Consider the following 12647-nt stretch of genomic DNA (forward strand, 5'->3'; position numbering starts at 1 on the left):
AAGATCGGATTTCGGTGGCCCTCGAAGGGCTCCGCAGGTGCTGGTTGACCGCGGTGATGGTGACGCCGAGACGGGCGGCGAGCTCCGTCGAGGATGCGGGCGTCTCCAGCTGTACGAGCAACCCCGCGCGAACGGCGCCGACGAGGTTGACGAGCGCCCCGGGCGCCGGCAGGGCCTGCGGCTCCTACAGCGTCGCCAACCCGCGGGTGGCGTACTGGATATGACGCTGATCCTTCTACTTGAGCAGACCCTCGCCGATCCAGCCGCCGGGTTCGCAGCCGGGCGGGACGGCGAAGACGGCGGACCCGATCGGGGTGATCCATTCGTTCATCAGGTCGGCCTCCGCGAGCTTGCGCTGGATGGGGATGAACTGTTCGCCGATGTCGCGCTGGAACGAGGCGAACACGAGGCCGCTGTCGGCGGTGCCGTCGGCGCCGGGCGGCTCGTCGTAGTTGTACGGACGCCGGAAGATCCGCAACCGGTCCTCTCCCACCTGCGCGCGGGCCACGTGCGAGAACTCGGAGATGACCGAGAAGCCGAGCTCGTTCTTCGCGTTGAAGTCGGGCTTGTCCGACTCCCGCTGCCCGGTGATCGGCGCGCCGTCAGACAGGCGCCGCCCGACCGCGAACTCCTTGCCGACCGCGTCGGCGGCGTCCCACTGCTCCAGCTCGGCCCGGATCCGGCGGATCACCACGGTCGTCCCGCCGTGCAGCCAGGCGGGTCCGGTGTCGGTCCACACCGCGCCGCCGAACATCGGACTGCCCGGCGCCGGGTTGCCGGTGCCGTCGATCTGGCCGAGGACGTTGCGCTGGGTCACCCCGTCGTCCTGCATGCCGCGGCCGCGCCGGAATCCGCGCTGCACCCACCGTACGGTCGCGAACGACCGGCTGTCCTTGACCAGCATCCGCTGGGCGTGGGCGACGGTGAGCGGGTCGTCGGCGCAGAGCTGCAGCAGCACGTCCCCGCCGCTCCACCGCTCCTGCAGCCGGTCGATGCCGAATGCGGGCAGCTGCTCCAGCGACGCCGGCCGCCGGTCGCCGAGCCCGGCGGCGTCGAACAGCCGCGGCCCGAACCCGAACGTCACGGTGAGCCGGGCCGGCACGTGCGCCAGCTCCGGCTGCCCGTCGGCGAGGGGCGCGAGGCCCTGGGTCAGCCGGGCCGCATCGTCGGTCAGCACCAGCATCATCCGGCGCAGCGCCGCACGGTCCACACCGGCGGCGAGGTCGAGCGCGACGAACGCGGCATGTGCCTGTGCCGGCGTCTCCACTCCCGCCTGATGTGCACCGTAGAACGGCACCATCTGCCCGCCGAAGTTCGCGGCTGACACCTCAGGAACGCGTTGCTCAGGACGCGATGCCGAAGCCGCGGCGACGCCGATCGCCCCGCCCACGGACAGCGCACCGCCGGTCAGCAGGGCACGCCTGCTGACCGGCCCGCGTGCACGACGGGTCATGTCAGCCCATCGTCATCGCGCTGGCGCTCGGGCTGCCACCCATGCCAGGCATGTAGGACTCGTTGCCCGCGGCGAAGTCCTTGCCGAGGGCCGTGAACTGCACCGTCCCGCCGTCCTTCAGCGTCAGCGTGAACGTGACCTGGTCGCCGGCCTTCACCTCGGTCTTGACGTCCATCAGCATGAAGTGGTCGCCGCCGGGCTTGAACTCGTGGCTGCCGTTGGCCGGGATGACGAAACCGCCGTCCTTCGGCCGCATCGCCATCTTCCCGTCGACCGTGGTCGTCTCGTGCAGCTCCATCATCGGCGACACCGACGACGTCACCGACACCACGACGATCTCCTTGCCGGTCGTGTTCATGACTGTGCCGTACGCCGCGGACATCCCCGACTTCGCGCTCTTCACCCACGGGTCCTTGACCACCAGCGCCGCCTGCGCGCTCGCGCTCATGGCGGCCGGCGCGGCCTGCCCGGATGGTGTGCTGCTCGAGGACTCCTCGGACCCGCAAGCGGTGAGGGCGAGCACCAGCACAGCGCCGGCCAGCGCACCAAGGTTGCGCAACGACATCGGACATCCTTCACGTTCGGCGGAGAGCACTGTCATGGGAGTAGTCGGGGCGCACGCCGGGAAAGTTCCCGTGAGATTCGTGTCGCTGCCCGCAGTGCCGACCGGAGTGCCGGAGGGTCCAGGATGGACGCATGCGAACGTTCCGCGCGGTCCTGGCCGCCGCCGCCGTGGCCCTGCTCGTCCTGCTGGCCCCGCCGACGCCGGCGTGGGCACACGCCAAGCTCGTCAAGAGCGACCCGGCCGACGGCGCCACCGTGTCCGCCCCACTGACCGCAGTCACGTTCACCTTCAACGAGCCGGTGAAGCAGCAGTTCAGCACCGTGGTCGTCACCGGGCCCGACGGCATCTCCTACAGCGACGGCACCCCGAAGTCCGTCGACAAGACCCTCACCCAGTCCGTCAAGCCGCTGCCCGCCGGCGCGATCAAGGTCGCGTGGCGGACCGTCTCCGTCGACGGCCACCCGATCGAGGGCCAGCTCACCTTCACCAACGCCGCACCGGCACCGACCACCACCGCCCCGTCCAGCCCGCCACCGGCGACGAGCGCCGCCCCGGCGACGGCCTCGGCGGCGACACCGACCGTCGGGACCGGCCCGGCCTCGAGCGACAGCGGGGCCAGCGGACTGCTCTGGGTCGTGCTCGGTGTCGTCGCCGTCGCGCTGGTACTGGGCGGCGGCGCCGTCTGGTGGCGCAGGAGCCGGACGGGCTGACGAACGAGGCACTGCCGCTGCCGGCGCGGCACCGGTACGCTGGCCGCGTCCACAACCCCGGAGCGGCAGCCGGAGCGGACAAGCGGCCAACCGGTGTATGGCGCACCGGGGACCGCAGCCCTTTACCGTGCTCGCGTTAGGACTCTGCCGTGCCCGTCACCTCCGCACCCGCCCGTTCCCGGGACACCGTCACCCGGCTCGCCGCCGTCGCCGTCCTCATCGTCGCCGGCGTCGTCGTGGCGCTGCTGTACCGCGGCAGCACCGGCGACGCCGCCGCCGTGCAGGACCGGCAGATCACCGTGACGATCACCGCTGGCCGGGCCGACCCGCCCGTGCAACGCGTCGAAGTCGGCAAAGGCAGCACCATCAAGCTCACCGTCACCTCCGACGTGCCCGACGAACTGCACGTCCACGGCTATGACCGCAAGGCCACGCTCACCGCCGGGCAGCCCGCAACACTGGAATTCCCCGCCGACACGGCCGGCATGTTCGAGATCGAGACCCACGGCGCGCATCTGCTGCTGGTGCAGCTCGTGGTGCGCTGATCAGCTGGCCTGCGCGGTGCGGTGCGCGGCCACCAGCTCCGCGCGCGCCCTGGCGACCCGTGACCGGACCGTGCCGATCGGTACACCCTCAACCTCGGCGGCCTCCGCGTAGGACAGGCCGAGCACCGGTGAGCGAGTCACCCGGGCCTGCGGCGCTCATGGCGCACCACCGTGCCTTCCGCTGTTCCTGGTGGAACCTTTTCCGGGTTGGGGACGACTACCGGTGTGTGGGATGTGACCTGTACCAGGAAGCGCTGTCCGCCCGGCTCGACGGCGAGGCCGAGCCGGTCCCGGCCGCCGAGACCGACGCACACCTGCGCCGCTGCCGCACCTGCCGGACGTGGCAGCGCGACGCCCTCATGCTGACCCGCGCCGTGCGCATCCAGCCGGTCGGCGTGCCCGCGAGACTGGACATCGCGGCGTTGCTGCGCAAGGTCCGGCCCGACATGCCGAGGCTGCGCAACGGTCTGCGGGTGGCGCTCGGCACGCTCGGCGCGGCGCAGTTCCTGCTCGGCATGGCGCAGGTCGCCCGCAACGCCGCGGCCGAGCACGTCCACGCGGCTGCGGCGGCGGGCGCCACGGCGGGGCACCTGTGGCACGAGTCGGCCGCCTGGAACGTCGCCGTCGGTGCCGGGTTCGCGTTCGCCGCCTGGAGCCGTAGCCGGCCCACGGGTGCAGTGCCGATCCTGTCCGCGTTCGTCGCGCTCCTTGCGCTGCTCAGTGCCAACGACGTGTTCGCCGGTCAGGTGCAGCAGATCCGGCTGGCCAGTCACGGGTTCGTGCTCGCCGGGTACCTCCTCGTGCTGGCGCTGTGCCACCCCCGTCTGGACCCCGGCACTCCACCGAGCCGCGGGCTGCGGCCACGCTGGCGCCTGACCGAGCAGCAGCCGCTGCCGGAACCCACCGCCACGCGGCCGCCGCTGCGGCTCATCCAGGGCCAGGCGCGGATCAGCACGGGCGCCGCGGACCTGGACCGGGCCGCTTGACCGGGCCGTCACGTGCGCAGGGTTGTCGTCATCACCGGCGCCGCGGTGCCGCGGGTCCGCAACCGGAAGGTCACCGTCCACGCGCAGGGACTCACATACGGCACACCAGGTAGTCGCCGCCGCGTGTCCTGAAGTTCCCGCCGGGTCCGCCGCCGTGATGACGGCGGACCCGGCTCGCTGGACGGTCAGCCGGTGCGGCCAGCGCGGCGGTAGGCCAGGACGCCGAGGAACAGCCCCGCGAGGCCGGCGATGAGCGCGAAGACGCCGAGGGTGATCGCGGTGCCGTCGGTGTCGCCGTCGTTGGCGGTGGCGGCCGCGTCCTGCGCCGCGACGTTCGCCGCGGTGCCGGCGGCCGGGCTCGCGGCGGCACCGGCCTTGGTCAGCTTCAGCACCGGGGCGGGGTGCTCGGCCTCGGCACCGGCGGCGGGCTCGTCGATCCACCGGACGATCTCACCGTTGGAGTACGTCTGCAGGGCCTTGAACACGATCTGGTCGGCGGTCGGCAGCGGGCCGAGGGAGACGTCGAACTCCTGGAACGTGTGCGGCTTGATCTCCGCGCCCGCCGACGCCGTCCAGGTGATCTTCGAGATCGCCTCGGTGATCTCGCCGTCGTCGGTCTTGATCGGGGTGGCGAGCTTGCTGTTCTCGGTGACCGCGGTCCAGCCCTGCAGCGGCTTGAGCGACACCGACGCGATCGGCGTGTCGGTCGGGATCGCGATCTCCAGCTTGGTGGTGCTGGCGTCGTCCTTCTCGTTCGGGACCCGGAAGGTGACCTTGGTGTAGCCGCCCTGGGTGGCGGTGTTCGGGTTGACGGTGACGTGCGCGGATGCCACGCCGGGGAACGTGAAGGCCGCCACGGCCACCGCGGCCAGGGCGGCACCGGCACGAGCAAGGCGAACGAGACGCATGACTGCTGGGTCCTCTCGAAAACGACGAGCGGGATGGCGGCCCCTCGAGTTCCACAGATCACAGCCTCGTGACGGGAACCAACCCGGGTCTGGGAGCGACTACCTGGGCGATGCTCACGGTAGTGCACGGAAAACTATGACTTATCTGGACCTGACCCGAAAGGCCCGGAAGCCGCTCATCTTCGCCGCCGGCACGATGACACTGGTGGCAGTGCTGGTGTCGGCGTTGCGGTGGGGCGGCGCGATCACGGGACGCACGGTCGTCGGCCTGCCGGACGCCGGGGCGCTCACCACCTGGGGGCTGCCGCTGGCTCGCGCGGCCGTCAACGTCGGGTGCGTGGCGACCGTCGGCTGGTGCGTGACCGCGGCGTTCCTGCTGCCCGGCCTGGACAACCCGGGCGGCGGCCGGCACGGCGCCGGTCAGCTGCTCGGCCCGGCCGGATACCGGATGCTGCGCCGCGCCTCGTGGTGGGCGACCGGCTGGTCCCTGACCGCCCTGGCGATGCTGCCGCTGACCCTGTCGGACCTGCTCGGTCAGCCCGTGTCCCAGGTGTCGTTCGCCGGGCTCCGCAGCCTTGCGTGGTCGGTGGCGCAGGGCCGGTCCGCCCTCGCGCAGGCCGTCTTCGCCGCGGTCATCGCCGTCGCGTGCCGGATCGTGCTCACCCGCACCGGCGCCGGCATGATCGCCGCGCTCGCCTGCGTCGCCGCCCTGCCGCCCGCGCTGACCGGCCATTCGGCCGGCGCAGGCAACCACCAGCTGGCGGTGACGAGCCTCGCCGTGCACATCCTCGCCGCCGCGCTGTGGGTCGGCGGCCTCGGCGCCCTGCTCACGCTCCGCTCCGACCGGGTCCTCGACGTCGCCGTCCGCGGCTACAGCCGCCTCGCCCTGGGCTGCTGGGTGGCCGTCGCGGTCAGCGGGCTCGCGAACGCGGCGGTCCGCCTCGGTGCCGTCGACGAGCTGTGGCGCTCCCGGTACGGGCTGCTCCTGCTCGGCAAGATCGTCGCGCTGATCGTGGTCGGGGTGTTCGGTGCCGTGCAGCGGCGACGCGCGTTCGGATCGTTCCGGCGGCTCGCGACCGGCGAACTCCTCGTCTTCGCCGCGACGTTCGGCCTCGCGGTGGCGCTGTCCCGCACGCCGACCCCGGTGCCGACCGACCCGGTGGACACGGACCCGGTCACCGACCTGCTCGGATTCACCGCCCCACCGCCGATCAGCGCCGCTCGGGTCATCTGGCCGCCGCTGCTGGACGGGTTCTTCATCGCCGTCGTGGCGCTGGCAGCCGCCGGCTATCTGATCGGCGTGTGGCGGCTGCACCGCGCCGGGCACCGCTGGCCGGTGGCGCGGACCGCGAGCTGGCTCGGCGGGGTGCTGCTCCTGGGCCTGTTCACCGTCGGTGGATTCGCCCGCTACGCGTACGTGCTGTTCAGCGCGCACATGGCCCAGCACATGGTCCTGGCGATGGTGGTGCCGATCCTGCTCGTCGGCGGCGCCCCGGCCACCCTGGCCCTGCGGACGTTGCGCAAGCCCGCCGACCCGGCGATCCGCGGCGCGCGGGACTGGCTGCTGCTCTGCCTGCACAGCCGCGTCCTGCGGGTCCTGTCACATCCCGTCGTCGCGCTCGGCCTGTACGTGGTGAGCCTGTACGGCCTGTACTTCAGCGACCTGCTCAGCACCCTCATGCGGTACCACCTCGGTCATCTGGCGATGCTCACCCACTTCGTGCTGACCGGGTTCCTGTTCTTCTGGGTCCTCATCGGCGTCGACCCGGGCAGGCGTGCGGTGCCCCCGCCGGTCCTGGTCCTGGTCCACTTCGCCGGCATGGCGTTCCACGCGTTCCTCGGCGTCGCGCTGATGCAGTCCCGCACGGTCATCGCCGCCGACTGGTACACCGCCGTCCACCCCGCCTGGGCCGGCAGCCTCCTCGCCGACCAACGCGTCGGCGCCGGGCTCGCCTGGGGGTTCGGCGAACTCCCGGCGGTGGCGATCCTGATCCTGCTGGTCGTGCGGTGGATCCGCGCCGACGAGCGCGAGCAGCGTCGCCTGGACCGGGCCGCCGATCGGGCCGAAGCCGCGGGTGAGGACGACGAGCTCGCCCGGTACAACGCCTTCCTGCGCCGCGCCGCGGAGGCCGCCGAGCGTCGCTGAGAACTCTTCGAAACTCACCGGGAACTTGCTGGGCACTTCGGACGACTACATGCTCGTGGACGCGTCAGCCAAGGACGTCTGCGGGTGCCACCTGTCCGTTCCGTCTCGAACCGTCGCCCCGCCCGGAGGTTCCCTGATGTCCGTCGCCACCGATGTCTCGCCCCCGACCGAGGAACCCGCGGCAGCACCCATCGCCCGCACCGGCGGCCAGCCGGCCCGGACGTGGTCGGTGGTGCCGCTGCTGACCCGGCTGCACTTCTACGCCGGCATCCTCGTCGCGCCGCTCCTGGTGATCGCCGCGCTGACCGGCCTGCTGTTCGTCTTCACCCCGCAGCTCGACAGCATCGTGTACGACAAGGAACTGCACGCCGCCCGTGTGGGACCGGGTCTGCCGAAGCCGCTGTCGGAGCAGGTCGCCGCCGCGATCGCCGCGCACCCGACCGGCACGTTCTCCACCGTGATCCCGGCCTCCGCCCCGGACGCGACGACGAAGGTCGTGTTCATGGTCCCGGAGCTCGGTGAGAAGCAGGAAACCGTCTACGTCGACCCGTACACCGGCGAGATCCGCGGCCAGCTGGTCACCTGGTGGGGGTCCACCCCGCTGACGACGTGGCTCGACGACTTCCACCGGCACCTGCACCTCGACGACATCGGTGTGCTCTACTCCGAGACCGCCGCCAGCTGGCTGTGGGTCGTCGCGCTCGGCGGCCTCATCCTGTGGTGCAACCGGCAGTGGCGCATCCGCGGCGAGAAGCGCCGCAGCCGCGTCGAGGCCACCCTGCTCTACGACACCGCCGCCGCCAAGGGCGTGCGCCGCACCCGCGGCATGCACGCCGCCACCGGCGTCTGGCTCGTCGTCGGCCTGCTGTTCCTGTCCGCGACCGGGCTCACCTGGTCCGACTACGCCGGCGCCAACTTCAAGCTCGCCCTGGACTCCCTCAACGCCAACCGGCCCGAGCTGGTCACCACCGGCGCGACCGCCGCCACCGGCGGGGGCCACCACAGCGGCGGTGGCACGGCGGCCGCCGGCGACCCCGCGCAGGTCGACACCGTCCTGCACATCGCCCGCACCAACGGCATCACCGGCCCGATCGAGATCGGCGCCCCCGCCGAAGACGGCGCTGCCTGGACCGTCGTGCAGAACGACAACGTCTGGCCCGTCCACTTCGACAAGATCGCCGTCGATCCCGTCGCCGGCACGGTGCTGCACCGCACCGACTACGCCGACTGGCCGTTCCTCGCCAAGCTCTCCGCCCTCGGCATCCAGGCCCACATGGGCTACCTCTTCGGCCTGGCCAACCAGCTGCTGCTCGCCGCGCTCGCCATCGGCCTGCTCTGCGTCATCTTCTGGGGCTACCGGATGTGGTGGCAGCGCCGCCCCACCCGCGGCGAACGCCGGGCCCCCGTCGGCGCGCCGCCCGCTCGTGGTGCCTGGCGGAAGCTGCGAGTGCCGCTGCTCATCGTCGGTATCCTCGTGACCGCCGCGATCGGCTGGGCGCTGCCCGCGTTCGGCGTCACCCTCGTCGCGTTCCTGCTCTTCGACGCCGTCGCCGGACTGATCCGGCGCCGCCGCGACACCCCGGCACCGACCTCACCGGCTCCGGCCGGCGCCTGACACGACACGTCCAAGGCGCGCCCGCGTCGTGACTTCCGTGGACTGACGGGAATTGCAGCGGGCGCGCTGACGACCGAAGCGGACGGCTCCGACGAGCACGTCGAGGTGGTCACGCTGGAAGTGCCCCTCCCCCGGGACTGGCACCTGGCCGAGCCCGTCGCAGGCCGGGCGTTCGTCCTGCGCTCGGAGGCAGCCGCCGAGCTGGTACAGGCGGTCGCTCAGCTGGTCTGAGCCACTTCCATCCGGACCTGCCGTTGCCTGCTCGACGCTCATCTTCGCCGATGACCTTGACGGCGGCAGGCAGCGATCGAGGCCGACATGAGCGGGCAACGCACTGCAAGGACCCGCCGCGCTGGTGGTCGCCGCCAGCCGGAGCAGACCGTCGGCGTGCCGCTGTTTGAGCTGCTGTTCGACCGGTTGCACGCCGACCGCTACGAATCTGGCATTCACGGTCTTCTTGATGGGTCGTCGCACTTGAGCGACAGCGGACGCCTGCACACTTGGCCGAGCTGGACGCCCGCATCGCCGACTCCAGTCACGCCGTCGACCTCCCGCGGTGGATCTGGCGAGTGTCGATCAAGTTAGTGTGCGGAGATGACCGAGCTGCGAGAGGGCCCGCTGCACATCGCTGCCCGAGCGGGCGATGCGCAGAAGGTAGGTCGGTTGATCGCCGAGGGCGCCGCGGTAGACCCAGGCGACTCCCGTTCCTACACGCCGTTGCATGTCGCCGCCGGTGTGGGGGCGTCCGAGGTCGTCGCGATGCTGCTGGACGCCGGCGCGGACGCCGGGGCGCTGACGGTGTTCCAAGACACGCCGCTGCACCGGGTGGCGCATGGTCTTGTCGGCGCCGCCGACGCTCGCGTGGAGATCATCGACAGGCTCCTCGACGGCGGCTGTCCGCTCGACGCTATCGACACCGCTGGACGCACCGCGCTGTGGTTCGCGGCGGCCACCGGCACCACGCCGTGGACGCCCGAGCAGCAGAGCATGCGCTTCCGCGTCCTGCAGCACCTGCTGGAGCGAGGCGCCGATCCCAGCATCGCAGCGGCCGGCAAGCAGGGCCGGCCGATCGACGCCGCTCGGGGGCAGCACCAGATGAAGAAGTACCGGATCGAGTGGGCCGAGGGCGCCGCACTGCTGGAGCGATGAGGTTCAGGCAGCAGGACCCTCGCTGTCACAGTGAGGACAGACGCTAACGGCATCCGCTACCTCCACGGCTGCTGCAGCCTCGGCGATGACCAGCTCTGGGGGGTGATGGGCCGCCGCAAGGCGGCGATCACACCCTGACCGCGCTCAAGTCGATCCGTAAGGAGCGACCGAACGGTGCGCCGATCTACGTCATCCTGGACAACCTGTCGGCGAACAAGACCCCGGCCATCCGCACCTGGGCGGCCCGCAACAGGGTCGAGCTGTATCTCACCCCGACCAGCGCGTCCTGGGCGAACCCGATCGAGGCCCAGTTCGGGCCGCTACGCAGCTTCACCATGGCCAACTCGAACTACCCCAACCACACCGTCCTGGCCCGTGACCTGTGGCAATGCCTACGCTGGCGCAACGCCAACGCCCGCCACCCCGACGTCCTGGCAGCCCAACGCCGCGAACGCGCCCGCATCCGCAGCGAACGCCAACAACGCTGGGGACGCCCACGAACGATCGCCGCGTGAGCCCTACACCCCGGTCCGACCGTCGATACGCTGCCGTAGCAGGTCGGCGTGGCCGTTGTGCCGGGCATACTCCTCGATCATGTGAATGTAGACCCAGCGCAGCGACACCTCACCGAAACGAACCACGAAGGTCCGATCAAGCGGTACGCCCCTGACGACCTGCCGGGCCGCTTCCCACTCCGCTCGCAACTGCGCGAAATCCCGCTCCGCATGGATCGGGTCGGCCTCCTCGAAACAGGCGTCCCGGTTACCATCCTCGGGGAAATACAGCGGTGTCAGCTGCTGCCCGCCGACCCTGCATCGAAACCAGGACCGTTCCACCTCGGCCATGTGCCGCATCAGACCGAGCAGAGACAGGTTCGCCGGTGGCACGGCCTGCTGGGCCAGTTGCGCGCCACTCAGGCCTGCGCACTTGAACCACAGAGTCGTGCGGTGACAGTCCAGCCAACCCTCCAACATGGTGCGCTCGTCGGCGACATAGGGCTCATCGATACGTACGGCCTCGGGCACGGTCCACGTCACGGTCGTATCTTGCCGTCCGAGCTACGGCGGCGCGATCCAGAGATGGCCGGACCGGATCCCGGAGCCGGTCCCAACCGGCCTGGTTCCACGTAGAGATCAAGCTCTGGCCACCCGGTGAACGTTCTTGGTCAACGCACCTGAGCTTCCCCCGCTTTGATGGAGCGGCGTAGGATGGCGGATAGCGCTCGAGACCCCGGTGGCAGGCCCGCGATGGCTGCGCGCTCCCGGGTGGGTGGCGTGTAAGTAGCCGCCGTCCTCCTCGCCCTGGTGCTGCTCCTACTGCTGGTCTTCCTCCAGCAGAACAGCCGGCGTGCCGAGGTGTCGTTCTCCGGTGCGCACGGACAGCTGCCGATGGGGTGGCGCTGCTGCTGGCGGCGGTCTTCGGTGTCCTGCTCGTCGCGCTGCCGGGCACGGCGCGCATCGTGCAGCTGTGGAGGCTCAGCGGGCGCTGGGCATCGGATCACGCCGCTCGCCGGGCACGACGAACCTGCCAACCGGGAATAGCCGTCACATCGGGCCCGGATGCCGACGCCGCGTCCGCGAAGGACGATCGGCGGCGCCGCGGCCCGCCGAAGGGATGTGCGCAATGACGATCGAGCCTCCGACATGCCTGCTGTACCTGCTCACCGCTGGCCGCGACAAGGAGCTCCTGCTACGGGTGCACGGCACCGAGATCACCATCGAGCAGCTCACCGCCTGGATGACGCAGGAGACCGTGCAACCGCTGACCGTCTCGCGGTTCGGGGACGAGCTCGTTTCCACACTGCTGGTGAACTTCAAGCACGTGATCGGCGCACGGATCGCCCCCTACAGCGAGACGCGCACCGGATCGTTCTGACGGACAACGCCGTGTACAGCTCGCCGGCGGCCCGGTGCCGGCCGCGACGGGACGCGACCGGACCTGGAAACGGGCGTAGGCTGGACGTTCGGGCCTGGTCCGCGCGCCCTGCCATCAGCACATCGACCTCGAAATATTCGTGTGTTTCGACAGAGGGACTGGCCATGCTCAACAACGATCGAGGCGGCACGTTCACCGCGTTCGGCTCCTCAACCCAGCCCCGGCTGGCCCTCGCCCCCGGACGCTCACCCCGCGCGGTGCTCAACGGGGGTTGGTGGCCGCACTCCTGGAATCCGGCGGCCGAGCTGCCCGGGCTGGTCGCCGAGGTCGTGGAGCGCTACGGACCGATCCGCCGGTTGATGCTCAGCAGCCGCACCTGGGATCCCTGCTTCGATCGGTTCCTGGTGGCGACCGGGACCGTGCAGATCCGGTGGTTCAGCAGTGCCGACCCGGGACTGCTGTCCATCATCACGGAGGCCGGCGACCAGATCAACCTCCTGATCGTCCCGCCCGACGCCCCCGCCGCCGCCGCGCGGCTCGCCCTGGACAAGGCCGCCGATCCGGCCAACTCGCTGCACGCCGCGGCGATCCTGGCGACGGCGCTGCCCCCGCGACAGCCAACCGACCGTGACGGAGTCGGTGGGGCAGACGACACGCCGCCCGCAGGTCCGTCCCGGTCATCCTGAGCGGCGGTC

The 12647-nt window shown here is 71.3% G+C and carries 13 protein-coding genes and 2 pseudogenes; 10 read left to right on the forward strand and 5 right to left on the reverse strand.

The features are described 5' to 3' along the window. Positions 1–235: 235 nt before the first annotated feature. Both ABD332_RS31415 and ABD332_RS31420 read right to left on the reverse strand, forming a co-directional pair. Complete coding sequence (locus ABD332_RS31415; RefSeq protein WP_344505956.1) at positions 236–1453, reverse strand: Dyp-type peroxidase; 1218 nt, start codon at positions 1451–1453, stop codon at positions 236–238. A gap of 1 nt (position 1454) precedes the next feature. Further along, the gene (locus ABD332_RS31420) at positions 1455–2018 is read right to left on the reverse strand and encodes a copper chaperone PCu(A)C (protein ID WP_344505957.1); all 564 of its coding nucleotides are present in this window, start codon (positions 2016–2018) and stop codon (positions 1455–1457) included. Positions 2019–2149: 131 nt separating this feature from the next. On the opposite strand from ABD332_RS31420, the gene ABD332_RS31425 reads away from it, so the two are divergent. Beyond that, a complete protein-coding gene (locus ABD332_RS31425) occupies positions 2150–2728 on the forward strand; it encodes a copper resistance CopC family protein (RefSeq protein ID WP_344505958.1) in 579 nt (192 codons plus the stop codon). Between the two features lie 149 nt (positions 2729–2877). Next, on the forward strand, positions 2878–3273 hold the full coding sequence (locus ABD332_RS31430) for a cupredoxin domain-containing protein (protein ID WP_344505959.1): 396 nt from the start codon (positions 2878–2880) through the stop codon (positions 3271–3273). On the opposite strand, the pseudogene ABD332_RS31435 reads toward ABD332_RS31430, so the two are convergent. Next, a pseudogene (locus ABD332_RS31435) lies at positions 3274–3399 on the reverse strand (sigma factor-like helix-turn-helix DNA-binding protein); the annotation flags it as partial. Between the two features lie 101 nt (positions 3400–3500). Here ABD332_RS31435 and ABD332_RS31440 point away from each other — a divergent pair. Beyond that, the gene (locus ABD332_RS31440) at positions 3501–4259 is read left to right on the forward strand and encodes a zf-HC2 domain-containing protein (RefSeq protein ID WP_344505960.1); all 759 of its coding nucleotides are present in this window, start codon (positions 3501–3503) and stop codon (positions 4257–4259) included. Positions 4260–4444: 185 nt separating this feature from the next. Here ABD332_RS31440 and ABD332_RS31445 read toward each other — a convergent pair whose 3' ends face one another. Continuing rightward, entirely contained in the window at positions 4445–5167 is a 723-nt protein-coding gene (locus tag ABD332_RS31445; RefSeq protein ID WP_344505961.1) for a YcnI family protein, read from the reverse strand. Between the two features lie 136 nt (positions 5168–5303). Between ABD332_RS31445 and ABD332_RS31450 the strand changes: the two genes are divergently transcribed. The 5 genes and pseudogenes from ABD332_RS31450 to ABD332_RS31470 all read left to right on the forward strand — a co-directional run. Continuing rightward, the gene (locus ABD332_RS31450) at positions 5304–7313 is read left to right on the forward strand and encodes a bifunctional copper resistance protein CopD/cytochrome c oxidase assembly protein (protein ID WP_344505962.1); all 2010 of its coding nucleotides are present in this window, start codon (positions 5304–5306) and stop codon (positions 7311–7313) included. A gap of 136 nt (positions 7314–7449) precedes the next feature. Next, positions 7450–8928 (forward strand): PepSY-associated TM helix domain-containing protein, encoded by a 1479-nt coding sequence (locus tag ABD332_RS31455; RefSeq protein WP_344505963.1) that lies wholly within the window; start codon positions 7450–7452, stop codon positions 8926–8928. A gap of 105 nt (positions 8929–9033) precedes the next feature. After that, positions 9034–9159, forward strand: coding sequence for a hypothetical protein (locus tag ABD332_RS31460; protein WP_344505964.1), 126 nt, complete (start codon positions 9034–9036; stop codon positions 9157–9159). 363 nt (positions 9160–9522) lie between these two features. Then, a complete protein-coding gene (locus ABD332_RS31465; RefSeq protein WP_344505965.1) occupies positions 9523–10077 on the forward strand; it encodes an ankyrin repeat domain-containing protein in 555 nt (184 codons plus the stop codon). A gap of 45 nt (positions 10078–10122) precedes the next feature. Next, positions 10123–10592, forward strand: a pseudogene (locus ABD332_RS31470) (transposase); the annotation flags it as partial. A 3-nt stretch (positions 10593–10595) separates the two neighbouring features. On the opposite strand, the gene ABD332_RS31475 reads toward ABD332_RS31470, so the two are convergent. After that, on the reverse strand, positions 10596–11114 hold the full coding sequence (locus ABD332_RS31475; RefSeq protein ID WP_344505966.1) for a DinB family protein: 519 nt from the start codon (positions 11112–11114) through the stop codon (positions 10596–10598). Between the two features lie 586 nt (positions 11115–11700). Here ABD332_RS31475 and ABD332_RS31480 point away from each other — a divergent pair. Both ABD332_RS31480 and ABD332_RS31485 read left to right on the forward strand, forming a co-directional pair. Further along, positions 11701–11952, forward strand: coding sequence for a hypothetical protein (locus tag ABD332_RS31480; RefSeq protein WP_344505967.1), 252 nt, complete (start codon positions 11701–11703; stop codon positions 11950–11952). Positions 11953–12116: 164 nt separating this feature from the next. Then, positions 12117–12638 carry a DUF5994 family protein gene (locus ABD332_RS31485; RefSeq protein ID WP_344505968.1) on the forward strand — a complete coding sequence of 174 codons (522 nt, stop codon included), beginning with the start codon at positions 12117–12119 and terminating at the stop codon, positions 12636–12638. The last annotated feature ends 9 nt before the right edge of the window (positions 12639–12647 follow it).

Origin of the sequence: Dactylosporangium maewongense (assembly GCF_039531485.1) — a bacterium.
Taxonomy (GTDB): domain Bacteria; phylum Actinomycetota; class Actinomycetes; order Mycobacteriales; family Micromonosporaceae; genus Dactylosporangium; species Dactylosporangium maewongense.